Below are 25,575 nucleotides of genomic sequence, written 5' to 3'. Positions count from 1 at the left end.
CTTATTCCTCCACGAGTTCACGAACGAGCGCCTTGATCTCCCTGGCTGCCGGCCCTTTGCTGTCGAACTCGAGTACCGAAAGGCCGGAGGCGGCACTTTCGGCATAGGCAACCCTTTGATTTATGGCTGTTTCGGCTACCAGGAACGGGTAATCCCGGAGTGCTTCGGCTACGTCGCGACCGATGGCCGTGTTCACGATTTTCCGGTTGACGACGAACCTGCCCTTCAGCTTCGCCTTATATATCATAACCTCCTGTATCAACTTGACAATGTCATCCGCGGCCCAGACGTCGTAAGGAGAGGGCTGGACCGGGATCAGGACGAGATCACAGGCCATGATAGCGGACTTGGCGAGTTCATTGACGCGGGGAGGGCCGTCGATGATGACGTGGTCATAGCTGGCGGCGAGTTCGGGAACATCCTTGTGCAAGGTCGGTTTCGCCATGCCGACGACCGGGAAGAGAGTATCGCCCTCCCGGGTCGATTGCCAGTCGAGCGCGCTGCCCTGCGGGTCTGCATCGATGAGTAAGGCGCGCTTGCCCGACAAGGCCAGGGCTGCAGCCAAGTTGACCGATAGGGTGGTCTTGCCGACGCCGCCTTTCTGGTTGAGAACGCCGATGATCATGCGGGATGCCATCCCTCCGGGAGTCGGGTATGACTAAGTATCCTAGTCGATTCCGGTGACGCTTGCACCGCTCGCGATGCGCAAGCTGCCCGGAGAGGCCGAAGGCCTGAAGCGTGAGGGGGGGCGGGGAAAGCCGAAGGGGGCGGCGCGCAGGCCTGACTGCGCGCACATCGAGAACGCCGGAGAACGTTATTTGATCTTGGCTTCTTTGTACATGACGTGCTTGCGCACGACTGGATCGAATTTCTTGATCTCCATCTTCTCCGGCATGGTGCGCTTGTTCTTCGTGGTGGTGTAGAAATGGCCGGTGCCGGCGCTGGACACCAACTTGATCTTGTCACGCATGGCTCATCGCTCCTGCCGATTAAACTCTTTCGCCGCGTTTGCGGATGTCTGCCAGGACGGCGTCGATCCCGCACTTGTCGATGACCCTCAAGCCGTGGCTCGAGACCTTGAGGCGAACCCAGCGATTCTCGCTCTCGACCCAGAAACGGCGCTCGTGCAGGTTGGGGTTGAACAGTCTTTTCGTCTTGTTGTTAGCGTGGGAAACGTTATGGCCTACAATACGCCGCTTCCCCGTAACCTGACATACCTTGGACATGGCTTACCTCAATGTCGGCTTGCAGGGTGGAAAAACGTGCTTTATAAGGGTTTGACGGCATTTAGTCAACAGTGGGTGGTTCGGGGGACGCGATGACATTGAAGCTCGGGATCGTGATGGATCCGATCGGCAAGATCAAGATCGGCAAGGACAGCAGCTTCGCGATGTTGCTGGAAGCCCAGGCGCGTGGCTGGGAGCTCTTCTACATGGAGCTGAACGATCTTTACCTGCGCGACGGCCGCGCCCATGCCCGGGTCAGGCACCTTCAGGTCGAGCGCGATTACGTCCGCTGGTTCGAGTTTCTGGATGAGCGGGACATCGCGCTGGACACGCTCGACGTCATCCTCATGCGCAAGGATCCGCCGTTCGACCAGGAATATATCTATGCGACGTATCTGCTCGAATGCGCCGAGAACCGGGGCGTGTATGTCGTCAATCGGCCGCGTTCCCTGCGGGATGCCAACGAAAAGCTGTTCACCGCCTGGTTTCCCCAATGCTGCGCGCCGACCCTGGTTGCCCGCGAGGCCGGGCGCATCCGGGAGTTCCTGCGCGAACACGGCGAGATCGTGCTGAAGCCGCTCGATGGCATGGGCGGCGCATCGATCTTCCGAGTGGCCGAAGGCGATCACAACCTGAGCGTCATTCTGGAAACCATGACCCAGCACAACCGGCGTTTCGTCATGGCGCAGCGCTATCTTCCGGAAATCCGGGATGGCGACAAGCGCATACTCGTGGTCAACGGAGAAGCCGTGCCCTATGCCTTGGCGCGCATCCCGGCCCACGGCGAAAGCCGGGGCAATCTGGCGGCCGGCGGTCGGGCCGAGGGGCGGGAGCTGACCGAGCGTGACCGCTGGATCGTGTCGCAGGTCGGACCCACCCTGCGGGAGCGCGGTCTGGTATTCACCGGTCTCGACGTCATCGGCGATTACCTCACCGAGGTCAACGTCACCAGCCCGACCTGCATCCAGGAACTGGACACGCTGTTCGGCCTGAACATCAGCGCAATGCTCATGGACCACATCGAATCTGTCGTGTCCGCTTCGGACCGCACCCGCCATGTCGCTTGAGTCGCACGACCAGGGCCGCTTGCTGCTCGCGCTGCTGATTGCGTTTGCGGTCCATGTGGCGGCGATTTTCAGCCTGAACGCGAAGCTTGCGGCGACGCCAAGAGAGCCTTCCAGGACCTTTGAGGTGACGCTGCTGCGGCTTCCCGCACGGGAGGCGCCGAAACAGGCGGAACATCTGGCGGCGGAAAATCAGCGCGGAGACGAGAAGCGGGAGCGCGTCGAGCCTTTGCCCAGCCGCGGTGTGGAAAAACCGGCGGAAACGGCTCCGCATAGGGATTCTCGCCAGGCGTCGGCGACGGAGCGACCGCCGCGGAAGCCGGTGCTGAAAAGTCCGCGCATCGAACAGTCCGTCAAGGCGGAGCCCGAACTTGAAGCCGCTCCACCGGCCCATATTTCCGCCGAGTCCTTAAGCCGGCAGATCGCTGAATTCGGCGCGGCCTATGTGCGGCAGCAGGAGGAAGCGCCGCGTCCCAGGATGGTGTATATCAATTCGGTCAATGCCCACAAATACAAGGCGGCGGCTTACGAGCGGGCTTGGCAGGACAAGATCGAGCGTATCGGCAACCTGAATTACCCGGAGGAGGCGCGTCGCAGGAACCTGACCGGCAGCCTGCTGTTGAGCGTAGCCTTGCGGCCCGACGGCAGCGTCTACAAGGTCCAGGTGCGGCGTTCCTCCGGGGAGCAGGCGCTGGACGATGCAGCGGTGAGGATCGTCCACCTCGCGGCGCCGTTTGCCCCGTTCCCGGTGGAACTGCGGGAAGAGGCGGATGTGCTGGTGATCACCCGCACCTGGAAGTTTTTGAACGGCACGCGTCTGGAGACCGCGCCGTAGTTCGCCGCTTGCGGCGCCGTTGCAGGAGCGCCGATACTAATCATGATGAACCAGGAAACAGCATTTCTCGCCAACCATTTTCTGATCGCCATGCCCGGCTTGGCCGATCCGCATTTCGCGAAAACCGTGACCCTGCTCTGTCAGCACAACGCGGACGGAGCCCTCGGCATCATCATCAACCGGCCGTCCGAGCTCAAGCTGGGCGATGTCATGCGGCAGATGGAGATCGAAATGGCAGCCACCGAGATGGGCGATCTGCCGGTTTTTTTCGGCGGTCCCGTGCATCCGGAGCGCGGCTTCATATTGCACGAACCAGCGACGGTGTGGGCTTCCACGCTGGTGGTTTCCGATCGGCTGGCATTGACGACGTCCAGAGACATTCTGGAAGCGATCGGGCGAGGCGAGGGGCCGAGCCGCATGCTGCTGGCTCTGGGCTACGCCGGCTGGGGCCAGGGCCAGCTCGAGCGTGAAATCATCGAAAATGCATGGCTCAACGCGCCCGCGGACAACGCGGTCATTTTCGAGCATCCGCCGCTGCGGCGCTGGAAGGCCGCGGCCGATCTCGTGGGCATCGACATCTCGCTGCTGACCAGCCAGGCTGGTCATGGCTGAAGCGCCGCCCGGCTCGCGCGGTGCCACTTATCTCGGTTTCGACTTCGGCGAGAGGAACATCGGGGTTGCGGTCGGGCAATCGGTCACAGGCACTGCGGCGCCGCTTCGGACCCTGCGGGCGCAGCCGACCGCGCAGTTGTGGGCCGCCATTGCCGAACTGATCGCGCAATGGCAGCCCGCGGGCCTCGTCGTCGGCCTCTCCCATCAGCAGGACGGCAGCGAAAACCCCATCACGGCGCCGACCTTGCGCTTCTGCCGGCAGCTCGAAGGCCGTTACCTGCTCCCGGTGTATACGGTGGACGAGACGCTCACCACGGCCGAGTCGCGCACCCATTTTTATCAGCGCCGCCGCCGCAAATCGGTCGAGTTCGAGCAGGTGAAGGACGAAATGGCGGCGCAACTGATCCTGCAAACCTGGTTTTCACTTGATAAGGCATCACCGAGGTAATACATGAGTCAAGCGGATCTCGACGTCGAAACATTGCTGGCGCGTCTGGAAGCTTCATTGCGGGAGGAACTCGTCCGGCGCCGGCTCGACGATCCGGCCATGATCGGCGTCCACACGGGCGGAGCTTGGATCGCGGAAGTCTTGCATCGGCGTTTGGGGTTCTCCGAGCCGCTGGGGTATCTGGATATTTCCTTCTACCGGGACGATTACCCGCAATCGGGCATGAATCCGGACGTGCGGGCGAGCAAGCTGCCTTTTCGCATCGACGGCCGGAACATCGTGCTGATCGACGACGTGCTGTATACCGGACGCACCGTGCGCGCCGCGTTGAACGAGATCTTCGATTACGGGCGTCCGGCGGAAATCGTGCTCGGCGTGTTGATCGATCGGAACGGGAGGCAGATTCCGATCCAGGCCGATTGCATCGGCGGGCGGGTCGAGCTGGAGCCGGGGCAGCGCATCAAGCTCGTCGGTCCCGAGCCCCTGCAGTTGACGATACGTGCGGGGGGGCGATGAGCGCGACGGCCGCCGCCGATATCCAGCTCGATGCTTCCGGGCGTCTGCGCCATTTCCTGACGGTCGAAGGGCTGAGCCGGGAGCTGCTGGTCCGGATCATGGACACCGCCGAATCCTTTGCCGGCGTGACGGCGCAGAACGTCAAGAAGGTGCCCCTGCTGCGCGGCAAGACCGTGGTCAATCTGTTCTTCGAAAACAGCACGCGGACTCGGACGACCTTCGAACTCGCCGCCAAGCGCTTGTCCGCCGACGTCCTCAACATCAACATCGCCACCTCCGCGACCTCCAAGGGCGAAAGCCTGCTCGACACCGTCCGCAATCTGGAAGCGATGCACGTCGACATGTTCGTGGTGCGCCATGCCCAGAGCGGCGCCGCCCACTTCATCGCCCGCCATGTCGCGCCCCACATCAGTGTGCTGAACGCGGGCGACGGCCGCCATGCCCACCCGACCCAGGCCATGCTGGACGTGTTCACGATCCGGCGTTGCAAGGGCGAATTCGCCGGCCTCAAGGTGGCCATCGTCGGCGACATCCTGCATTCCCGGGTGGCGCGCTCGGAGATCTGGGCGCTCAACACGCTGGGTGTGGAGGAGGTGCGGGTGGTGGCGCCCAAGACCCTGCTGCCGGCCCATGTCGAAGCCTTGGGCGTGGTGCCTTACCATGATCTGAGCGAGGGATTGCGCGATGTCGATGTGGTGATCATGTTGCGCTTGCAGCTCGAACGCATGGGGAGCGCGTTCATTCCGTCCGAACACGAATATTTCCAACGCTTCGGCCTGACCGAGAAGCGTCTGGAGAAAGCCAGGCCGGATGTCATCGTCATGCATCCCGGGCCGATCAACCGCGGCATCGAAATCGATTCGGCGATCGCCGATGGTCCCCGTTCGGTGATCCTGCCGCAGGTGACGAACGGCATCGCGGTGCGCATGGCGGTGATGTCCATGGCCATGCACGCCGGTCCGGACATGGAGGTGGCGGCATGAGCGGCGAACGCATCCTCATCGAAGGCGGCCGCATCGTCGATCCGGCTTCCGGCTTCGACGGACCGGGCACGGTATGCGTCGCGGACGGCGTCATCGCCGGCGTCGGAGCTCCGCCGGACGGATTCGAGGCCGATCGCCGCGTCGATGCGTCCGGTCAAATCGTGTGTCCCGGCTTCGTCGACCTCTGCGCCCGGCTCAGGGAGCCGGGGCAGGAGCACAAGGGCAGCATCGCCTCGGAAAGCGCTGCCGCGGCAGCCGGCGGTGTTACCACGCTGTGCTGTCCGCCGGACACCGTCCCGGTCATCGACACCCCCGCCGTGGTCAAGCTGGTCACGGAGCGGGCCGAGCAGGCGGGTAAAGTCCGGGTGCTGCCCATCGGCGCCCTGACCCGCGGCCTCACGGGGACCGATCTGAGCGAAATGTATGCGCTGAAACGCGCGGGCTGCCTGGCGCTGGGCAACGCCGACCGGCCTCTCGCCCATCCGCTGGTGCTGCGACGGGCCTTGGAGTATGCGGCGAGTTTCGATCTCGTCGTGGTGTTCCGTCCCGAGGACCCCTGGTTGCGCAGCCAGGGCTGCGTACATGAAGGGGTGGTGAGCAGCCGTCTTGGGCTGCCCGGCATACCGGAGACGGCGGAAACGGTTGCGGTCGCCCAGGCTCTCCCACTGATCGAGCAGACGGGGGTGCGCGCGCACTTCGGCCAGCTCAGTAGCGGCCGCGCGGTGGAAATGGTCGCCGAAGCCCGAGCGCGAGGCGTGCATGTCAGCGCGGACGTGGCGGTGCATCACCTGCATCTCACTGAGTCGGATGTCGACGGCTTCGATGCCCTTTGCCACAGCCGTCCGCCGTTCCGCACGATGGCCGATCGTGACGCCTTGCGCGCCGCCGTGGCCGACGGCCGGATTTCAGCTGTGTGCTCGGACCATCAGCCGCATGAACCGGATGCCAAGCTCGATGTGTTTCCCGAAACCGAGCCCGGCCTGTCTTCGCTCCAGACCCTGCTGCCGCTGATGTGCGCCTTGGTGGCGGAGGGGTGGCTGTCGCTGTCCGATGCCATTGCCCGCATGACAGCGGGGCCGGCGGCAATACTCGGCCTGGCTTCCGGCCGGCTGGTGCCGGGGGCGCCGGCCGATATCTGCGTTTTCGATCCGGCGTCCGCCTGGGTGCCGGCGCAGGGCGGCTGGCTCAGCGCGGGCCGCAATACGCCGTTCTGGGAGTGGACGCTGACGGGACGGGTGACGGCGACCCTGGCAGGTGGGCGGCTGGTTTATTCCAGTGGGGACATTGCCTCGGCGAGGATCGGATAAGGCTGCCGACTTAGATTCTTTGGGAGAACCGATGCACACCGATCTGGGAAACAAGATTGCGACATTACTCGAGAATCACAACGCGCTGACGGCTCTGATCGAGAGTGATCGCTTCAACGGGCTGGCCGCCGATACCCAGTTGAAGCTGTTGAATCTGCACAGAGAGGTCGACGCGACGATGAATGCGATCAATGCCCAGGTCGATGCCATCGATTTGAAAATCGCCGATATGTTCTACGCCCTGAACCTGTAGATCCCGCGAAGCCGCCGCTCCTGCCGTCCCATGAAATCCGGAGCGAGTACCCCGGTTCCTCTCCGATTGAGGTTAAGCGGAGAGTCTCTGCTTGACCGCCCATTCCTCCTTTGCCCGCCGGTCTCCGAGGCCAATCGGAACGAGTGGCGAAAGAGGTGAAAAGAAGGCCTTTCCCGATGCGGCCGAAAAACCTCCCGCATGCCGGCGCGACGACCGATTTTCTCTCCCAGCCCCTTTCCCAATTGCTGTCCAATGGTGGCGTGTCGCAGGCAGGATTGACGCAAGCCGAGGCATGGCGACGGCTCAAGGCGCACGGACCGAACGTGCTGAGTCATCACGCCCGGCGTACTGCATTGGTGGCGTTCCTAAGCCGGTTCCAGAATCCGTTGGTGTTGCTCCTGGTTGCAGCGGGCGCGGTCTCCGCTTTCGTGCACGAGCAAGCCAGTTTCGTCATCATCTGCGTGATGGTGCTGGCCAGCGTGACCCTGGATTTCATCCAGGAGCACCGCGCCGACCGGGCGGCGGAGCGATTACGCGAATCTATTGCCAATACCGCGCGGGTACAAAGGGATGGCGTAACGAAGGCGATTCCCGTGGCCGAACTGGTGCCGGCAGACGTGGTGTTCCTGGCGGCGGGTGATCGGGTACCCGCCGATGGTCGTCTCTTGGAAGCACGGGACTTCTTCGTTAGCCAGGCGCTCTTGACCGGCGAGCCATACCCGGTGGAGAAGGCCGCCGTCGAGGGAGGGACCGGTCTCGATCCGCAAACCGCGACTGGCGCCGTCTTCATGGGCTCGTCGGTGATCAGCGGTTCGGCCCGCCTTCTGGTCTGCGCCACCGGAAACCGCACCTATCTCGGCGGCATCGCCGAAACGATCCAGCGGCGGCCACCTCCTACCGCCTTCGAGCACGGCACCCGGCAATTCGGTCTCCTCCTGGTGCGCATCACCCTCTTGCTGGTGCTGTTTGTTCTGTTCGTCAACACGTTCTTCGGCCGCCCCTGGCTGGACACTTTCCTTTTCGCCGTGGCGCTGGCCGTGGGGCTCACGCCCGAGCTCTTGCCGATGGTGGTATCCGTGACCCTGTCTCGCGGGGCGCTGCGTATGGCGGAGAAGAAAGTGATCGTCAAGCGGCTCGCCGCTATCCACGATCTCGGCAGCATGGACGTGCTGTGCACCGACAAGACCGGTACTCTGACCGAGGCGCACATCCGCCTGGAAAAGTATGTGGATGCTGAAGGCAAAGACTGCCGTCGGGTGATCGAGCTGGCCTATCTCAACAGCTATTTCGAAACCGGCCTGCGCAGTCCCTTGGACGAGGCCATCCTGGATCACCAAGAGATTGACGTCAGCGGCTGGACCAAGATCGACGAGGTGCCCTTCGATTTTGAGCGGCGCCGGGTGTCGGTGCTGGTGGCTGACGGCAAGCGCCGGCTGGTGGTAGTCAAGGGGGCGCCGGAGGACATTCTGAGTCTGTCCATCGGCTATTTGGCCGATGACACTGACGGCGTCCAACCTTTGGATGCGGCAGCCCATGCCCGGCTTGCCCGCCTGTTCGGCGCACTGAGCGACGACGGATTTCGTGTCCTTGGCATTGCCTTCCGGGACGTGGACCTGACCCATGGACACGCGGTGGTCGATGACGAAAGCGAACTGGTCTTCGCCGGCTTTGCCGCATTCCTCGATCCACCCAAGGCCACCGCCAGCGAAACCCTGGCAGAACTTGCCGGCGGCGGGGTGGAGGTGAAGATCGTCACCGGCGACAACGAACGGGTGACCCAGCATCTGTGCCGGGAGTTGGGCGTGCCGGTGCGCGGGGTGCTCAAGGGGCCGGAACTCGCGGATATGGATGACCACGCCCTGGCCGCCGTGGTGGACAAGGTGAACCTGTTCTGCCGGGTCACACCCCAACAGAAAAACCGAATCATTTTGGCCCTGAAACAGCGAGGTCGGGTAGTGGGTTTTTTGGGCGATGGGATCAACGATGCCCCGCCCCTGCATACCGCCGATGTCAGCCTGTCGGTGGACGGCGCGGTGGACGTGGCCAAGGAAGCCGCCGACATGATTCTCCTCGAACACGACCTCCGCGTGTTACACCACGGTGTGATGGAGGGGCGCCGCACCTTCGGCAACATCATGAAGTACATCATGATGGGCACCAGCTCCAACTTCGGCAACATGTTCAGCATGGCTGGCGCCTCGCTGTGGCTGCCATTCCTGCCCATGCTGCCCACCCAAATCCTGCTCAACAATTTTCTCTACGACACCTCCGAAGTGCCGATTCCCCTCGACCGGGTGGACGAGGAATTCATGGCCCGGCCGCGCCATTGGGACATGAACTTTATCCGGAACTTCATGCTCACCCTGGGGCCGGTCAGTTCGCTGTTCGACTTTCTGACTTTCTACCTCATGCTCGACGTATTTCAGGCCAGTCAGGCCCTGTTCCAGACCGGCTGGTTCGTTGAGTCGCTGGCCACCCAGGTGCTGGTCATCTTCCTCATCCGTACCCGGCGCGCGCCGTTCCGCAGCCCATCGCATCCGGCGCTTCTGGCCACCGCCGTGGTCGTGGTGGGTGTCGCCGTCGTACTGCCTTTTACACCGCTCGGGCCTTATTTCGGTTTTGAACCGCTGCCCGGGGCGTTCTTTACCGTACTCATGGGGATCGTGGTCATGTACCTGACCGCGGTCGAAGTCATCAAGCGCTGGTTTTTCCGGCGATTCGAGACCTGAGGCTCCGCATGGAGCCGGCGCGGGGATCACGTTTCAGATGCAAGCCGACCCTCTTGGATCGCGGCGGGGAGCCGTACTGCAAAGCGGGCACCGCCGTCCGGAAGATTCGATGCGTCGATGGCTCCGCCGTAACGATGGGCGATGGCTTGCGAAAGCGCCAGGCCAAGACCGGTGCCGGGCATTCCTTCGGCGCGAGCCATGGCGCCCCGGTAAAAGCGCTCGAACAGCCGGGCAGGTTCGTCGGTGCCAATCCCCGGTCCGTGATCGGAGATGCTTACGATGGCGTCTGGCCCGTCAAGCGCGAAGCGGATCGTCACGGTTCCGCCTGGTGGTGAGAATTTCAGGGCATTATCCAGGATGTTGGAGAACACGAGACTGACAGAGTCTCCTGCCACGCGAACCATGACCTCTGGGGAGGGTTCGACGACGATGCGTACCGAACACTCGCGAGCAACCGGTTGATGGCGGCGCACCGCTTCTTCAACAAGCGCGTTTAGAGAGACCGTTTCGATAGGATCGTGTTCCTGGCCCGCATCGATTCGGGCAAGCACGAGAAGTTCTTCCACCAGCCTGGTCAGCCGCTCCACTTCTTCCAAGCAGGAGCGCAAGGTCCGCACGTAGTCAGCAAGTGCACGGGGCCGTCGCAGCGTGATTTCGAGCTCGGTGCGCAGTCTGGATAGCGGTGATCGCAGTTCATGGGAAGCGTCGGCGGTAAAACTTCGTTGGACTTCGAAACTTTGCTCGATGCGATCAAGCATCTCGTTCAGAGTGTCCACCAGGCGGCCGATTTCATCGCGGGTTCCGGGATGAGGCAGCCGTTCGCCGAGGTTCGCCTCACCAATCCGGTGCGCTCGCTGCACCACTTCATCGATTGCTCGAAATGCCTTGCGAGTCAGTGATAGGCTGGCGAGCCCGACCGCCACCAGCAATCCGAGCGTCATGACGACGAATAGCAAATTGGCTGATTTCATCACGTTGCTTACGTCATCCAGAGAGCCGGCGACCTGGATCGCGAGGCGCGAGCCGAGTGCCTGGACTGGCATCGACACCATCCGGACCGGCTCCTCGCCGAAAGCCGGGAGCGTCTCGAAAACGGTTTCTCCTGCGGCAAGGCGTGACAGCAAAGCGGGTGGCGCGGGAAGTCTGGCCGCGCCGAGGTTGAGGCTGCGAGCCAGAACTTGGCCGCTCGCGTCGATGATCTGAACGAGTCTGTCGAGGCGGGCGAAAGAGAGGGGCGCAGGGCCTGGCGTGGTTTCGTGAACCCTGGGAGGTTGCTCCGCCGCCTCTATCAGCATCGCCTTTTCCGTTTCCGCAAGAGCCAGGAGCGCGGCATCGAGCTGGTCGTGGACCGCGTGCCGGAGCATCCAGTATGCGCCGGACGCTCCGCAGGCCAGCACTGCCACGATGATGACCAAATGGGCGAGAACGAGGCGGATTCGGAAACTAAGCACGTTCATTCTTCTCCCCCTATCAAGCAATAACCATGGCCTCTCACCGTTCGAATGAGGGGGGTGGCACCGGGCAGATCGAGTTTTCTGCGTAAATTGCTGACATGAACGTCGATCAGATTGTCGATGCCGATCAAATCGGCCTTCCAAACCAGTTCAGCAAGGCGGGTGCGGCTCACGACTTCGCCGGCGTGCCGCACGAGAATTTCGAGAATCGCATACTCTTTGGGGGTAAGGACCAGGGGGGCTCCTCTTCGCGTCACACGATGAGTCAAGGGGTTGAGCGTCAAATCGGCAACCGTCAACGCTGCCGGCTGCGTCAACTTGCACCTCCGCAGCAACGCACGCATGCGTGCCAGTAACTCTTCGAATGCGAAAGGCTTGGTGAGGTAATCGTCGGCACCGGTGTTGAGTCCCTGCAGCCGATCCATCAGCCCATCGCGGGCGGTAAGCATCAGGATGGGAGTCTGAATGCCGCGTAATCGCAATTCCTTGCAAAATGCGACTCCCTCTTTGCCCGGAAGCAGCCAATCCAGCACGATCAGGCTGTAGTCCACGCCAACGATTTGCTCGTCCCCGTCCTCGGCTGTGTGGGCGACATCAACCACGAAGCCTTCCTCCTGAAGTCCCCTCGCCAGAAGCCCTGCGGCCTTTCTGTCATCTTCGACGAGCAAAATCCTCATAAGCCGCTACGTATTCGGCATGCACTAGAATCGGATTGGGCAAGTTTATCCGGTGGCCAGACGTTTCCACTGATCCTTAAGAAAAATTCAGAACCGATTCGGCGGTTCTTCAGTAAGCTTTCGGCAAGTTGCATAGTCGACATCGAACCGAGTCAGTCGTCCCAAAAATCGCGGCAATCAGAAATGGCGCAGTGCAGCATCGGGTCCAACGGTAACAGTTTCCCAAGCGGCCGTTTGTTGTTGCAGCTTGCTTGTGCCGCCTTGGGTCCCGTCGCCTGCATGGTGCCGGACTATAAGGCGGCACCGCTGCCAGTATTCATGCAGGACGCTGGTCCGACGGGAAAGACGGTCAATCCGGCAACGTCTCCGCTCGCGGCTGCGGCGGTTCCGCTGTCGTCGGCGCCTGGCAGTGCTGCGGGTACGGTGCAGCAAGAGGAGGTTCGCGAGTTCACCCTGGATGCGGCAATAAGCCGCGCATTGGAGGCCGATCCGCAGATCAAGGCCGGTTTTGAAAATGTGCGGCAAGCAGAGGCCGAACTGGTGACGGCCGGACTGCTGCCGAATCCGGAGCTGACTGCCGACTTGCTCATGATCCCTTGGGGACAGCCGTGGCGTCCCACGCGACAGGGCGGCCCGACCCAGACGGATGCCCTCGTGAGTTTTCCCATCGACTGGTTCGTCTTTGGCAAGCGTGCTGCCGCCATCGTCACCGCCCAGAAGGGCGTGGACGTGACTACGGCGCAGTTCTCCGATCTGCTCCGGCAGCGCATCGCCGGCACGATCTCAGCCTTTTACGATGTGCTAGAGGCCCAGGCCTTGCTCGATCTCGCTCGGGTCGACCTCGACAACCTGTCGCAGTTGGAGCAGATCACGGCGAACCGTGTGGAGCTCGGAGGCGCGGGCACCATCGAGCTGGACCGCGTCAAGGTGTTCATTTTCGGAAGCCGCCGCGAGATTCGCGCACGAGAGACCGCATTGGCGACGGCCCTCGCCCGGCTGCGGTCCTTCCTGGGTTATTCCGAGGAAGTGCCGCTGAAAGTGAAGGGTGATTTGGACGTCGACGCGCCGGCGACCCCCTTGACTACCGATGCAGCCTTTGCCCTGGCGGGGGAAAACCGGCCTGATCTGATCGCGTTGCAGCGCCAGATCGTGATGGCGACAGCCAACGTGGAGCTGGAAGAGCGCCGCGCTTACCCGGAGGTCAAGCCTGCCTTCGGCTATACCAATCAGTTCCAGCATGAGATGGATCAGGCCAATGCCGATTCGTGGAACGTCATCCTGCAAATGAGCCTACCGGTGTTCGACCGCAATCAGGGTCATATCGCCAAAGCACGTTCCTTGCGGACCCAGGCCGAACACAATCTGAACATGCAGCTCGTGAATCTGCGCGCGGAGATAGTGCAGGCGGTAAAAACCTTCGAGGCCGCGCGGGATGCCTTGCTGATCGACGATCCGGGCCAGCTTGATGCGGCGCGAAACGTTCGCGACAAGATCCGCGCTGCCTACGAACTGGGGGGTAAACCGCTGATCGACGTGCTGGATGCCCAGCGCGCCTACCGTGAGACCTTCCGTCTGCATATTGCCGCCCGCTCCAGCTACTGGCATTCACTTTATGCCCTCAACGCCGCTATCGGAAAGCAGGTGCTTCGATGATCCCTCGTGCCACTTCCTCTGCGGTGTCGTTTCGTCACGCGGTCCTGGTGGCCGGCGGAGTCCTGATCCTGGCGGTGGGGGGCTGGCGGTTCTGGCCTGCTTCGCCGCCGCCTGCGGTCGACCGTGCACCGAACTCCGCAACGGCGGCCGTGGCCGGCCCCTTGCTCATTTCCGTCAAGCCCGGCAGCCTGCTGGAGCAGAAATTCGAGATCCCGACAGTGCGGAAGGAACACATCGTCACGCCGCTGGTCATGGTGACCGGCGCAGTAATGGCGCGGCTTCGCCCCGGGAAGGAGGCACTGGAAGACCGCTGGCAGTTCAGCAACGTGGAGCTGTCGGGCATTTACGCGGATTGGGAAAAAGCACGCACGGAAATGGATTTCGATGCCAAGCGCTTGAAGAAGACCCGTGAACTGACGGCAGCGCAACTGCAATCGCAAGAACGGGTGGTTGAACGCCTGCGCAAGTTGGTGGCTACAGGTACCGAGGCGGTCCGTGACCTCGCCATGGCGGAAGCGACGCTGCTAGAGATTCAGTTGGAGGGGCAGAAGGCTGTGTTCGAGGCCGAGAGCGCACTCACCCAGGCCACTCATAGCCATGCCGATCTGGAGCGCCAGTTGCTGCAGGCAGGGGTAGATCCGGCGCTGCTGGAGCACGCGGACGCCGATTCGGCCATGATGATGGCGGACGTGCCGGAAGTGCGGATTAGCCTGGTCAAACCGGGCCAGGCCTGCGAAGCGCATTTCTTCGGCCTGCCTGGGCAAACCTTCCACGGGACGGTGCGCAGCCTGGCGCCAGCGTTGTCATCGGAACGCCGGACCCTGCGTGTGTTCTTCGAGCTCGACGACAGCCGGGGCCAGCTCAAGCCCGGCATGTATGCCGAAATCGGCCTGGGCACGGACCCGCGCGAGGCGGTATTGGTGCCGTCGGATGGCGTCTTACATATCGGCGGCACCGACTTCGTGTTGACCGATGCCGGTGTCGGCCTGTGGCGGGTCACCCCTGTCCAGGTCGGAGAACGGGCCGGCGAACGAGTCGAAATCCTGGACGGTTTGAAAGGCGGCGAACGGCTGATAGGTAATGGCGCGATTCTGCTGAAGCCCCTCGTGGTTGAAGCGCTGCTCAAATCGAAGCAGGCGCCGGTGGATGAAGGAGACGACCCTTAATGGTACCGCGCCTTATCCGCGGGGCATTGCGCTACCGCTGGATCGTTCTGATCGTTGCCGGAGCCCTGATGCTGCTCGGGGTTTGGCTGTTCACACGGATGAAGATCGACGCCTATCCGGACATCTCTGCCCAGATGGTGCAGGTGATCACGACCTATCCCGGCCGGGCGCCGGAGGAAGTGGAGCGACAGGTGACGCTGCCGGTTGAGATCGCCATGCGCAACGTGCCCAAGGTGGAAACCATCCGCTCGCGCACGATCTTCGGCCTGTCGCAGGTTCAGCTGATCTTCGAGGAGGGGACCGAGAGTTACTGGGCGCGCCAGCGAGTGCAGGAGAAGTTGGCCGGACTCGCATTGCCGGAGGGAGCCCGGGCCGAAATGGGCCCTCTGGCCACGGCCTATGGCGAGGTGCTGCGCTACGAGCTGGTGTCGGACGGCCGCCAGGACTTGATGGAGCTGCGTACCCTCAACGATTGGGTCGTCATACCCCGGTTGCTCCGGGCGCCCGGCGTGGCCGAAGTCTCCAATTTCGGGGGCTATGCCAAACAATTTGCGGTGCTGCTTCATCCGGCCCAGCTTCAGCGCTACGGTCTGTCGGTCAATGACGTGGCGGACGCCATCCAGACCAACAATGCCAGCGCGGGCGGCAGCGTGCTTTCGCGAGGCAGCATGTCGTTCGTCATCCGGGGCCGTGGGTCGCTCCAGAACGAACGTGAAATCGGCGCTATCTTCATCAAGTCTCTGGGCGGCACCCCGATCTATATCCATGACGTCGCCGATGTGCAGCTCGATGCCAAGGTTCCCGCGGGCATTTTCAGCAAAGACCTCAAGGATGAGGCCGTCGAAGGCATCGTGCTGCTGCGCAAGGGCGAGAACCCTTCCGACGTCCTGGCCGCGGTGCGAGCAGCGATCAAGGAGCTCAACGCCGAGGGGCTGCCGGCCGGTGTGCGCATCGAGCCTTACTACGACCGCAGCAACCTGATCGAAAGTACGCTGCACACCGTGGGCCATAGCGTTTTCCTGGGCATCGGGCTGGTGATCTTGGTTCTACTGGCCTTTCTTGGGCGCCCTTTGCTGGCGGCGTTGGTGGCCCTCACCATTCCGTTCGCCCTGCTGTTCGCGCTGGTACTGATGTATCTTGCGGGAATCCCCATCGGCTTGCTGTCGATCGGGGCCATCGACTTCGGCATCATCGTCGCCGGTGCCGTCATCATGGCGGAAAACATCGCCCGGCGGCTGGATGAGCGCGAGCGGCGTGACGAGGAGCCAACAAGCGTCACTCAAACGGTGTTGGTCGCTGCCCTGGAAGTCGAGCGGCCGGTTTTCTTTTCCCTCCTGATGATCCTCGGCGCGTTCCTGCCACTGCTCACCCTCACCCACATCGAAGGGCTGCTGTTCCGGCCCATGGCGCTGACCATCGTGTTTGCGCTCGGCGGTGCGCTGCTTTCGGCATTGTTCGTGGTACCCGTTCTGGCGACTTTTTTTTTCAAGCAAGGCTTCCGGGAAAGGGAAAACCCCGTTCTGCATGGGCTCACCGGGCGCTACAAGACGCTGCTGACTGCGCTTATTCACCGCCGCAACACCGTATTGGCGGCCACAACCGTGGTCCTGGCTGTGGTCCTAGGATTCTTGGTGCCGCGGATGGGCATGGAGTTCCTGCCGTACATGGACGAAGGGGTCATCTGGGTGCGCGCCAATTTCCCGGAAGGGACGTCGTTGCAGCAGACCGCACACTTCGGTCGGCGGCTGAGGGAAATCGCGCTGGAATTTCCGGACATCCAGTTCGCCGCGGCTCAGACCGGCCGCAACGACAGCGGCACCGATCCCTATCCGCCCAGCCGCATCGAAATGATGGTGGGGCCGAAGCCGCGAAATACCTGGACTCAGTTCAGGAGCAAACACGAGCTGCTGGCGGCCCTGGGTGCCCGCTTTCGCGAGGAGTTCCCGACCACCCGCTTCAACTTCACCCAGCCCATCATCGACAGTGTCACCGAGGATACCAACGGCACTTCGGCTAACATGGCCATCGAGTTCTCTGGGCCCGATTCGGACGTCCTGCTGGCTTTGGCCCGGCATGCCGAAACGCTGTTGAAACAGGTGCCCGGCGCCACCGACGTGAACATCGAGCAGGAAGGCCCGCAGCCGCAATTGCTCATCGAGCCGGACCGCTCGCTGTGCGCCCGCTACAACGTCAGGATCGAAGACGTCACCCGGATGATCGATACCGCCATCGGCGGGGCGCCGGTGGGCACGCTGTTCGAGGGCGAGAGGCGTTTCGATATCGTCTCGCGGTTTTCACCCGAACATTTGCTTTCGCCCCAGGCGCTGGGTCGGCTGCCGGTCTATAACATAGACAATATTCCCATCCCGCTGGCGCAGGTCGCCCGCATCGAGATCGTCGACGGGCAGACCATGATTGCCCGCGCCGATGGACGCCGCCGTCTGACGGTGCGCAGCGACATCGTCGGGCGCGACCAGGGTGGATTTGTCGCCGAGGCCCAAGAGCGATTCGAGCAGGCGATCCGGATGCCGCCGGGTTACCACGTGGCGTGGCTGGGTATGTTCGATAACTTGAAGCGCGCAAAGGCCCACTTCGCCTTGCTGGTCCCGGTGACGATCGGCGTGATCTACCTTCTGTTGCTGGTCACTTTCAAATCCCAGCGGGCAGCGCTGATTCTGCTGACGGCCATTCCCTTCGCCTTTGTCGGCGGCGCAATGGCACTGTATCTGCGCGACATGAACATGAACGTTTCGGCAGGCGTCGGATTCGCTGCGGTGTTCGGTGTATCCATCATGGACGGCGTCCTCTTGCTGCGCACCATCGCCAGCCACCGGCTGGCCGGCGTTCCGCTCGAACAAGCCATCATCGACGGCGCCACCCGTCTGCTTCGCCCCATCCTGATCACTGCTTTGGTCGCCATCCTCGGCCTGGTGCCGGCATCGCTTGCCACCGGTCTCGGCTCGGACGTGCAGAGGCCCCTGGCCACGGTGATCGTCTGGGGATTATTCAGCGCGACGATGATGACTCTGCTGCTGGTTCCGGTGCTTTATCGCCTGGCAGCACCCTCATTGCCCATTTCGTCTGAGGACGGAGCCGGTTAGGAAGTGTCACGACGAAGCCGGTGAGTCAACCGCCATGCGGTCCTTTCGCGCATCGGCTATTTCAGCTCCGGCAGATCGGTTTCCAGCATCCAGCGCTCCTTGTCGTTGTCGTAGCGCCACATTTCCTCCTCGACCATGCTGCGTTCGGTGAGTTCGTCCGGGCGCAGGTAGCGGATTTCGACCGTCTGGAACAGCAGCGCGGAAGGTTCTTCGCTGCGTCTGTACCGTACCTGGTAGCCCGTGACCTTGAAGCCTTTCAAGCGGTCGAGACGCTGCTCGGGGCGGGGCCGTCTTGCCTGATAGCCGGCGGCTTTCTCCCACAGTCCCCAGCGAATCGCCGACTCGTATCCCGTCAGGGTTTCGTCCTGCCGCATCAGGCCGATGTCGTGGCTGCAGCCGGCCAGCAGCGCCACCGCAAGCGGAAGTAGATGGAAATTCTTGAGCATGGCGGCGCTTCCTTGTGATGCAGGCGATTTCGGGATTATATAATGCACCGTTGGATTTGCTGGGATGGCAGGGGTCGTACCAGCGTCCAGCATCCGGTTCCCTCCTGCGGGAACGATCAATGGAGAAATCATATGGGCCAATCGGTATCGGAGAACGACAGCGGGTTCTCGAGCAAGGCCATGCGCATCCTCGCCGTGGTGATGGTGGTGCTCGCGGTCATCTATTTCCTTCCGGCATTCATGTCGAGGACATCGGAAATCAACGGAGTTTCCAAAGCGGCGGCGTACAAGTCGGCGATGAAGGTCAAGCGTTACCTGTCGACCAACGATCGCGTGATCTTCGATACGGCCTTCGGCCTTCTGGACAAGATCAAGTCTCAGGAGGGCCCGGATGCCTTCGCCAAGGCGGTCGACGGGATGACGCCGGAAGAGGTCATCGACCTGGCAAGGACGGAAGTCAATGCCAAGATCGCGGCGGGCGATCCGGAGTTCAAACAGTATGCCTCCTGGGACGACATGATCACCAAGCTGGTGGACACCAGCCTAGGCTCTTCGCGTTCGCGCCAGGGCGGGGCACAGCAGCCGGCGCCGTTGCGCCAATCGGAGCGCCCCGGCCGTCCGCAGTGAACCTTGGAGCGACCGTGGCCGCAGATTCGGCCAGACCGGCACCGGCCGGCGAGCACGACCATCAGGGATGCATCGACCATGCCTTGAGCCGCGCCGACAAACTCTGCGCCGAGCGCGGTGTGCGCTTCACGCCGCTGCGGCGCCAAGTGCTGGCGCTGATCTGGGAGAACCATGAGGCGGTGAAGGCCTACGACCTCCTCGAACTGCTCAAGCCGTTCGATCCCTCCGCCAAGCCCGCAACGGTCTACCGGGCCCTGGATTTTCTGATGGAACAGGGCTTCATACACCGCGTCGAAAGCCTCAACGCCTTCATCGGGTGCAGCGACGTCGGACGTCAGCACGAGCTGCTGCTGCTGATCTGCGACCGCTGCCACACGGTCGAAGAGCGCGCCGCGTCGTCCGTCATGGCCGCGGTGGCCGCGGAAATCGTCTCGGCCGGTTTTCAGGTTCGCTACAAGGCTCTGGAAATACACGGCCTTTGTACCTCTTGCGCCTCGCGACAGGGCCCCGCCGGAGCTTCCGGCTCCGAAGGATCGTAATCCTACTCAGGTATCCTCATCGGGCGGCGAAATCGTCCGCCCTATCTCCCCGAAGTCGACCTCCCGGTTGGCGGAGTTGTCCGGCTTGTTAATGTTACTTTATAACATCTATAATTCGGACGGGCGCCACATTTGCCGTCCGGGTTGACCAGCGAACGACGGTATGCCCGAAGATTGCGGAACGACTGGCGTCGAACGAGAGATGATATAACATCGGTACGGTTCCCTGAGGCTCCGGAAGCATCATGCTCAGACGATTTTCCCTATCCCTGCTCGCCATGGCTCTCGCTGCGCCGCTTCGCGCCGAGGATGTTCCGCAATCGGCGGACATGCTCCCCGGCAACGGAAAGGACCCAGCGGTCCCCAAGGCGGAGCCGGCTCCGGTGCAGCTCGAACCGGTCGTGGTCAGCAGTCCGCTGGAAGAGAAGGTCTCGGAAATGGCCCGGCCGGTGACGGTGCTGACGGACCAGCAGCTACGGCTGAAGATCGGCAATACGATCGGTGAAACCCTCAAGCAGGAAGCCGGCGTGACCAGCGAATCCTTCGGTCCGGGCGTGGGCATACCGGTGATCCGCGGCCAGACCGGGCCTCGCGTCCAGGTGATGACCAACAGCATCGGTACCGGCGACGTGTCGCAGATCAGCCCGGACCATGCCAATGCGGTGGAACCGGTGCTGGCCGACCGCGTCGAAGTACTGCGCGGTCCGGCGACCCTGCTGTACGGGAGCGGGGCGATCGGCGGCATCGTCAACGTCATCGACAACCGCATTCCCTCGCTGGTGCCGGACAAGCTGATGACGGCGACGGGAGAGCAGCGCTTCAATTCGGTCTCGGGCCAGACCACGACCAATCTCAAGGTCGAAGGCGGCCAGGATCTGGTGTCCTATCATCTGGACGGGTTCTACCGCGACGGCAACAACCTGCACATCGGCGGTCCCGCGATCGCCGAGACCCAGGCCCGCAAGACCGACCTCGCGCTGGAAGGCAGTCCAATCCAGAATGCCTATGGTGTCATCCCCAACACCGAAAATCGCGCCAAGGGCGGTTCCGCCGGATTTTCGCTGGTGGGCGAGCCTGGCTTCGCCGGGGTGTCGATCAACTACCTCGGCAACAACTACGGCATTCCGCCCGACGGTTCGCCCGGCGCGGGCGACACCCGGATCAACCTCAAGGCGTCGCGCTACGACTTCAAGAGCGAGCTGAACGCGCCGGTGGATTTCGTCCAGACCGTCCGCATGCGCTTCGGCCACATCAACTACACCCACACCGAGCTGGATGATAGCGTGGCGGCCGCCCGTTTCGACAAGACGACCAACGAAGGTCGTCTGGAGGTGGTGCACCAGCCGATCGGCATCGTCAAGGGCGTGGTCGGCCTGCAGATGAGCTCGGCGGATTTTGAGGCGATCGAGATCGGTTCCCCCGACGCGCTGGTACCCAAATCGCAACTCGGCAGCTACGGCGTGTTCGCCGTCGAATCCTTCGAGCTGGGCGCGGGGCTGTACGAGCTCGGACTCCGCGGAGAATCCAATTCCGTCGACCCGCAAGGCGGCCCCAACCGCAGCTATGCGCCGATCAGCGCCTCGGGCTCCGGGCAGTGGAAGCTCGATGATGTGAACACCGTCAGTTTCGCGGCGACCCGCTCGCAGCGGGCGCCGCAAGTGCAGGAGCTGTTCTCGCACGGGGTGCACGACGCGACCCACAGCTACGAGCGGGGCGATCCCAATCTGATCCCGGAGACTTCCTACAACCTGGATTGGGGCTACCGCTTCAAGGGGAGCAGCGTCAGCGCCGAGCTCAACGTGTTCCAGAACTTCGTGAACGACTACATCTACCAGCAGATCACGGACCAGGTGTTCAACGAAGATACCGAACAGTTCGAAAACGTATGCACCCGTCCGGGCGCCTGTTTCCCTGTGGTGCAGACCACTCAGGCAGGGGCCTATTTCCTGGGCTACGAAGGCAACGTCAAATTTCCGCTGATGGAAAACCGTTACGGGGTGCTGGACCTCACCCTGTTCAGCGACTTCACCCGCGGCCAGTTCGTCAACGGCGGCAACGTGCCGCGCATGCCGCCGCTGCGCTACGGCTTCCAGCTCGACTATGCCTACGACGAGCACTGGAGCGGCAACCTGCGCCTGACCCGGGGCGAGAAGCAGATCTATCCCGGTCCGAACGACGCCATGACCAACGGCTACGTGCTGCTCAATCTCGGCGTGCAGTACGAGGTGAAGGCGTTCAAGGACGCCGACGTGCTGGTCTTCGCCCAGGGCAACAACCTGCTCAACGACAACCTCCGCAACTCCACCTCCTACCTGCGCTATTTCGCGCCGGAACCGGGGCGCGGGGCGGAACTGGGGATCCGTGTCACCTATTGAAATTCGGATCGCCCTGCAGGGTCTGTGATCCGGCGCAATCGCATAAAATGGCGGCTCACTGAATGTTCGGACCGCTCATGAACCGATTGCTCGCCTTGCTCGCCCAGGATCGCCCCTTGATCATGGGTATCCTCAACGTCACGCCCGACAGTTTCTCCGATGGCGGCTTGTACGACGACGTCGAGCAGGCCGTCCGCCGCGGCGTGTTCATGGCGGGAGAGGGTGCCGACGTGATCGACGTGGGCGGGGAGTCGACCAGGCCGGGGGCGGAACCGGTCGAGGCCGAGGTCCAGATCGCCCGCGTGGTTCCCGCCATCGAGCGCCTGCGGGTGCTGCTCCCCGAGCGGGTGGCGATCAGCATCGACACGACGCTGGCGGAAGTGGCCCGTGCGGCCCTGGCGGCGGGTGCGGACCTGATCAACGACGTTTCGGCCGGTCGGGACGATCCGGCCATGCTGTCGCTCGCGGCGGCGGATGGGGTGCCGATCGTGCTGATGCACATGCAGGGTAGCCCTAAGACCATGCAGGAGCGGCCGCATTACGACGACGTCGTGGGCGAAGTGTTGGAATTCCTGCTGGAGCGGGCGGAGGCGGCCGGGCGCGCCGGCGTCCCGCGCGAGTCCATCCTGGTCGACCCGGGCATCGGCTTCGGCAAGCGCCGGGATGACAATCTGAAGCTGATGGCCCATCTGGACCGCTTCGTGGCGGCCGGTTTTCCGGTATTGCTGGGCGCTAGCCGGAAGCGCTTCATGGGAGCGGTCTGTGGCGAGACCGAGCCGGCGGCCCTGGTGCCCGCGACGGTTGCCACCACGGCGCTGGGCGTCTCGGCCGGCGTGAAACTCTTCAGGGTTCACGACGTGAAGGAAAACCGGCAGGCGGCGGATGTCGCGGCCGCGATCCGCCGCGCGCGGTAGGGCTTCAGGCCGCCTGCACCGGAATGGCGTGGCTGGTCCGGGTGATTTCGTTGTTTTCGTTGACGTAGACCAGATTGGGGCGGTAAACGGCCAGTTCGGCCTGGTTCAAGCCGACATAGGCGCAGATGATGACGATATCGCCCACGGCGGCGAGGCGGGCGGCGGCGCCATTGACCGAGATGGTGCCGGAGCCGTCGGTGGCGCGGATGGCATAGGTGGTGAAGCGTTCGCCGTTGTTGACGTTGTAGATATGGATTTGCTCGTATTCGCGAATGCCGGCACAGTCGAGCAGGGCGCCGTCGATGGCGCAGGAGCCTTCGTATTCGAGCTCCGAATGGGTCACACGCGCTCGGTGCAACTTGGCTTTCAACATCGTGGTTTGCATTGAGCGTACCTGTCAGGTCTGATCAGGGCGTGGGATTATGCCGGATGGGCCGAAGTGTAGCAATCCGGCGACTGTGGCGAATTGGAAACAATTCATTTCGTCAATGGCTTGCGTCCAGAAAAATCAGGAGGTTGTCGATCAGCCTTGCTTTGCCCAAACGCGCAGCCGCGAGAATCACTAAGGCGTCGTCGGCCGCCGAAGGCGCGGCGAGGTCTTGCTGTCGCCGGATGCTGACATAGTCGACCGAGAAACCGCCGGCTTCGAGCGCATCGGTGGCTTCCCCCTCGATACGCGAGTAGTCCCGCGCGCCCCTGCGCATCGCATCAGCCGCTTGGGTCAGTGTGTGGTAGATCAGCGCTGCGCGTTCCCTTTCCTCGGGGGTGAGATAACCGTTGCGGGAACTCATGGCCAGGCCGTTGGGTTCGCGCACCGTTGGGACACCCAGAATCCTCACCGGGATGTCCAGATCGCGTACCATCTGGCGGATGATGGCCAGTTGCTGGAAGTCCTTTTCGCCGAACAGGGCGATGTCGGGCCGGACCCGGTTCAGCAGCTTGCAAACGACGGTGGCGACGCCGCGGAAATGGCCAGGCCGGAACTGCCCACAGAGTTGGTCCGACAGGCCGGGCACTTCAACGAAAGTCGCCGGCTGGTCGCTCTCAGGGTATACGTCGGAAGCTTCCGGGAGGTACAGCAGGTCGGCCCGGCGGCTGCGGAGATGGTCGATGTCCTGCTCGGGGGTGCGGGGATAGGCGGCCAGGTCCTCGCCGGGCGCGAACTGGGTCGGATTGACGAAGATGCTGACGACGACCCGGTCCGACTGCGCCCTGGCCGTGTCCACCAGGTGGAGGTGCCCCGCGTGCAGATTTCCCATGGTCGGGACGAAGGCGATCGTTTCGCCCGCGGCCCGCCAGCGCGCCACGACAGGTTCCAGTTCCGTTTTGGTACGGACGATGATCATGTCTCGTCGCGGCCGAAGCTGTGCTCGTCGCCCGGAAAAAGGCCGGTCTTCACTTCGCGCACATAAGCCGAGACTGCTTCTCTTATGCCTTCGTTGCCGGCGAGGAAGTTCTTGGAGAAGCGCAGGTTCCGCGCGCTCATGCCCAGCATGTCCTGCCAGACCAGCACCTGGCCGTCGCAATGCCGCCCGGCGCCGATGCCGATGGTGGGGATGTCCACGGTCGCGGTGATTGCCTGGGCCAGCTCCCATGGGATGCATTCGAGCACCAGGAGCGATGCGCCGGCTTCACTCAGCAGGCAGGCGTCCTCCATGATGCGCTTCGCCGATTCGGCATCACGGCCCTGCACGGCATAGCGGCCCAGCCGGTGGATGGATTGCGGCTGAAGCCCGAGGTGGCCGCATACCGGAACGTTCTGGTCCGTCAGGAACCTGACGATATCGAGCCGCTCCCGTCCGCCTTCCAGCTTGACCGCCTGAGCGCCGCCTTCCCGGACCAGCCGGGCGGCGCTGTGGGCAGCCTGTTCCGGCGTGCAGTAGCTCATGAAGGGCAGGTCGGCCAGAATCAGCGCGCGCCGCGCCGCCCGTTGCACGCAGGCGGTGTGGTACACCATGTGGTCGAGCGTGACGCCGAGGGTGGTGGGCTGGCCCTGGATGACATTGCCGAGCGAGTCGCCGACCAGGATGACCTCGATGCCGGCTTGATCCTGCAAGGCCGCGGCGGTGGCGTCGTAACAGGTGAGGCTGGCAATTTTCTCGCTCCGCCGCTTCATGGCGAGGAGGCCAGGCAGCGAAACCGGATCAGTCATGGGCGATGACCGTCAGGCCCCTGCGCGGGCAGTTTTGCACCAGTTCGCGCAAGGGGCCGTGGTGGGGGATGTAGACGTCGGGTGCGATTTCGGCCAGCGGATACAGCACGAACTCCCGTTCCGCGATGCCGGGATGGGGAATCGTCAAGATTTCCGAGTCGAGCACGAGGTCGTCATAGAGCAGAAGATCGAGGTCGAGCGTCCTGGGGCCCCAGCGCTCGCCGGTGCGGACCCGGCCGCTCGTCTGCTCGATCTGCTGCAAGGCGCGCAGCAGATCCAGCGGTGCCAGCGTGGTGACGACGGCCATGACGGCGTTGACGTAATCCGGCTGGTCGCTCGGGCCCATGGGCGCGCTGCGGTAAAGGCTGGAAAAAGCGAGTTCCCTCACCCCAGGCACGGCTCGCACCGCTCGCCGGGCCTTCCGCACGGTTTCGGCCGCGTCGCCGAGATTGCCGCCGAGACCGATGTAAGCCTTGCTTTCGCTGCTCATTCCCAGAA

26 protein-coding genes are annotated in these 25,575 nt (G+C 63.0%); 16 read left to right on the top strand and 10 right to left on the bottom strand.

Annotated features, from left to right (window positions below; genetic code table 11):
* Nucleotide 1 precedes the first annotated feature (1 nt).
* From parA to rpmB, 3 genes are all read right to left on the bottom strand, one after another.
* Nucleotides 2–625 (bottom strand): ParA family partition ATPase, encoded by a 624-nt coding sequence (gene parA / locus GNH96_RS14560; RefSeq protein ID WP_169604310.1) that lies wholly within the window; start codon nt 623–625, stop codon nt 2–4.
* Between the two features lie 189 nt (nt 626–814).
* Nucleotides 815–970, bottom strand: coding sequence for a 50S ribosomal protein L33 (gene rpmG / locus GNH96_RS14555; RefSeq protein WP_169604309.1), 156 nt, complete (start codon nt 968–970; stop codon nt 815–817).
* A gap of 19 nt (nt 971–989) precedes the next feature.
* Nucleotides 990–1,226 (bottom strand): 50S ribosomal protein L28, encoded by a 237-nt coding sequence (gene rpmB / locus GNH96_RS14550; RefSeq protein ID WP_169604308.1) that lies wholly within the window; start codon nt 1,224–1,226, stop codon nt 990–992.
* A gap of 92 nt (nt 1,227–1,318) precedes the next feature.
* On the opposite strand from rpmB, the gene gshB reads away from it, so the two are divergent.
* From gshB to mgtA, 9 genes are all read left to right on the top strand, one after another.
* On the top strand, nt 1,319–2,293 hold the full coding sequence (gshB, locus tag GNH96_RS14545; protein WP_169604307.1) for a glutathione synthase: 975 nt from the start codon (nt 1,319–1,321) through the stop codon (nt 2,291–2,293).
* Nucleotides 2,283–3,125 (top strand): energy transducer TonB, encoded by an 843-nt coding sequence (locus GNH96_RS14540; protein WP_169604306.1) that lies wholly within the window; start codon nt 2,283–2,285, stop codon nt 3,123–3,125. Before gshB ends, GNH96_RS14540 begins: the two co-directional genes overlap by 11 nt.
* Before the next feature lie 45 nt (nt 3,126–3,170).
* Nucleotides 3,171–3,737: a YqgE/AlgH family protein gene (locus GNH96_RS14535; RefSeq protein ID WP_169604746.1), complete on the top strand. Its 567-nt coding sequence runs from the start codon at nt 3,171–3,173 to the stop codon at nt 3,735–3,737.
* Nucleotides 3,730–4,185, top strand: a complete 456-nt coding sequence (gene ruvX, locus GNH96_RS14530; protein ID WP_169604305.1) for a Holliday junction resolvase RuvX — start codon at nt 3,730–3,732, stop codon at nt 4,183–4,185. Before GNH96_RS14535 ends, ruvX begins: the two co-directional genes overlap by 8 nt.
* A 3-nt stretch (nt 4,186–4,188) precedes the next feature.
* The gene (pyrR, locus tag GNH96_RS14525; RefSeq protein WP_169604304.1) at nt 4,189–4,701 is read left to right on the top strand and encodes a bifunctional pyr operon transcriptional regulator/uracil phosphoribosyltransferase PyrR; all 513 of its coding nucleotides are present in this window, start codon (nt 4,189–4,191) and stop codon (nt 4,699–4,701) included.
* The gene (locus GNH96_RS14520) at nt 4,698–5,684 is read left to right on the top strand and encodes an aspartate carbamoyltransferase catalytic subunit (protein WP_169604303.1); all 987 of its coding nucleotides are present in this window, start codon (nt 4,698–4,700) and stop codon (nt 5,682–5,684) included. Before pyrR ends, GNH96_RS14520 begins: the two co-directional genes overlap by 4 nt.
* The gene (locus GNH96_RS14515) at nt 5,681–6,991 is read left to right on the top strand and encodes a dihydroorotase (RefSeq protein ID WP_169604302.1); all 1,311 of its coding nucleotides are present in this window, start codon (nt 5,681–5,683) and stop codon (nt 6,989–6,991) included. The genes GNH96_RS14520 and GNH96_RS14515 overlap by 4 nt, the downstream gene beginning before the upstream one ends.
* A gap of 31 nt (nt 6,992–7,022) precedes the next feature.
* On the top strand, nt 7,023–7,244 hold the full coding sequence (locus GNH96_RS14510; protein ID WP_169604301.1) for a hypothetical protein: 222 nt from the start codon (nt 7,023–7,025) through the stop codon (nt 7,242–7,244).
* Nucleotides 7,245–7,420: 176 nt separating this feature from the next.
* Nucleotides 7,421–9,973 (top strand): magnesium-translocating P-type ATPase, encoded by a 2,553-nt coding sequence (gene mgtA, locus GNH96_RS14505; protein WP_169604300.1) that lies wholly within the window; start codon nt 7,421–7,423, stop codon nt 9,971–9,973.
* A gap of 26 nt (nt 9,974–9,999) precedes the next feature.
* Here the strand turns inward: mgtA and GNH96_RS14500 are convergent, their stop codons facing one another.
* Both GNH96_RS14500 and GNH96_RS14495 read right to left on the bottom strand, forming a co-directional pair.
* The gene (locus GNH96_RS14500; RefSeq protein WP_169604299.1) at nt 10,000–11,430 is read right to left on the bottom strand and encodes a sensor histidine kinase; all 1,431 of its coding nucleotides are present in this window, start codon (nt 11,428–11,430) and stop codon (nt 10,000–10,002) included.
* Complete coding sequence (locus GNH96_RS14495) at nt 11,427–12,104, bottom strand: response regulator transcription factor (protein ID WP_169604298.1); 678 nt, start codon at nt 12,102–12,104, stop codon at nt 11,427–11,429. Before GNH96_RS14495 ends, GNH96_RS14500 begins: the two co-directional genes overlap by 4 nt.
* Between GNH96_RS14495 and GNH96_RS14490 the strand changes: the two genes are divergently transcribed.
* Genes GNH96_RS14490 through GNH96_RS14480 form a run of 3 tightly spaced genes read left to right on the top strand, consistent with a single transcriptional unit; the run spans nt 12,012 to nt 18,024 of the window.
* Nucleotides 12,012–13,757, top strand: a complete 1,746-nt coding sequence (locus GNH96_RS14490) for a TolC family protein (protein WP_228719889.1) — start codon at nt 12,012–12,014, stop codon at nt 13,755–13,757. The genes GNH96_RS14495 and GNH96_RS14490 overlap by 93 nt on opposite strands.
* A complete protein-coding gene (locus GNH96_RS14485) occupies nt 13,754–14,923 on the top strand; it encodes an efflux RND transporter periplasmic adaptor subunit (RefSeq protein WP_169604297.1) in 1,170 nt (389 codons plus the stop codon). The genes GNH96_RS14490 and GNH96_RS14485 overlap by 4 nt, the downstream gene beginning before the upstream one ends.
* Nucleotides 14,923–18,024 carry an efflux RND transporter permease subunit gene (locus GNH96_RS14480; protein ID WP_169604296.1) on the top strand — a complete coding sequence of 1,034 codons (3,102 nt, stop codon included), beginning with the start codon at nt 14,923–14,925 and terminating at the stop codon, nt 18,022–18,024. Before GNH96_RS14485 ends, GNH96_RS14480 begins: the two co-directional genes overlap by 1 nt.
* A gap of 56 nt (nt 18,025–18,080) precedes the next feature.
* Here the strand turns inward: GNH96_RS14480 and GNH96_RS14475 are convergent, their stop codons facing one another.
* Complete coding sequence (locus GNH96_RS14475) at nt 18,081–18,470, bottom strand: hypothetical protein (protein ID WP_169604295.1); 390 nt, start codon at nt 18,468–18,470, stop codon at nt 18,081–18,083.
* Between the two features lie 132 nt (nt 18,471–18,602).
* Here GNH96_RS14475 and GNH96_RS14470 point away from each other — a divergent pair, with 132 nt between their 5' ends.
* From GNH96_RS14470 to folP, 4 genes are all read left to right on the top strand, one after another.
* The gene (locus tag GNH96_RS14470) at nt 18,603–19,097 is read left to right on the top strand and encodes a hypothetical protein (protein ID WP_169604294.1); all 495 of its coding nucleotides are present in this window, start codon (nt 18,603–18,605) and stop codon (nt 19,095–19,097) included.
* A gap of 14 nt (nt 19,098–19,111) precedes the next feature.
* Complete coding sequence (locus GNH96_RS14465) at nt 19,112–19,636, top strand: transcriptional repressor (protein WP_169604293.1); 525 nt, start codon at nt 19,112–19,114, stop codon at nt 19,634–19,636.
* A gap of 245 nt (nt 19,637–19,881) precedes the next feature.
* Entirely contained in the window at nt 19,882–22,011 is a 2,130-nt protein-coding gene (locus tag GNH96_RS14460; RefSeq protein ID WP_169604292.1) for a TonB-dependent receptor, read from the top strand.
* Between the two features lie 77 nt (nt 22,012–22,088).
* Nucleotides 22,089–22,925: a dihydropteroate synthase gene (folP, locus tag GNH96_RS14455; protein ID WP_169604291.1), complete on the top strand. Its 837-nt coding sequence runs from the start codon at nt 22,089–22,091 to the stop codon at nt 22,923–22,925.
* 4 nt (nt 22,926–22,929) lie between these two features.
* Here the strand turns inward: folP and panD are convergent, their stop codons facing one another.
* The 4 genes from panD to folK form a co-directional block, all read right to left on the bottom strand.
* Complete coding sequence (gene panD, locus GNH96_RS14450; protein ID WP_169604290.1) at nt 22,930–23,310, bottom strand: aspartate 1-decarboxylase; 381 nt, start codon at nt 23,308–23,310, stop codon at nt 22,930–22,932.
* A gap of 100 nt (nt 23,311–23,410) precedes the next feature.
* Nucleotides 23,411–24,271: a pantoate--beta-alanine ligase gene (gene panC, locus GNH96_RS14445; protein WP_169604289.1), complete on the bottom strand. Its 861-nt coding sequence runs from the start codon at nt 24,269–24,271 to the stop codon at nt 23,411–23,413.
* On the bottom strand, nt 24,268–25,077 hold the full coding sequence (panB, locus tag GNH96_RS14440) for a 3-methyl-2-oxobutanoate hydroxymethyltransferase (protein ID WP_169604288.1): 810 nt from the start codon (nt 25,075–25,077) through the stop codon (nt 24,268–24,270). Before panB ends, panC begins: the two co-directional genes overlap by 4 nt.
* Nucleotides 25,070–25,567 carry a 2-amino-4-hydroxy-6-hydroxymethyldihydropteridine diphosphokinase gene (gene folK / locus GNH96_RS14435; protein WP_169604287.1) on the bottom strand — a complete coding sequence of 166 codons (498 nt, stop codon included), beginning with the start codon at nt 25,565–25,567 and terminating at the stop codon, nt 25,070–25,072. Before folK ends, panB begins: the two co-directional genes overlap by 8 nt.
* Between the last annotated feature and the right edge of the window lie 8 nt (nt 25,568–25,575).

This window comes from Methylococcus geothermalis (genome assembly GCF_012769535.1).
In the GTDB taxonomy this organism is placed as follows: Bacteria; Pseudomonadota; Gammaproteobacteria; order Methylococcales; family Methylococcaceae; genus Methylococcus; species Methylococcus geothermalis.
Note: the sequence above shows the minus strand (reverse complement) of the source record. Positions and strands in the feature narration are given on the sequence as shown.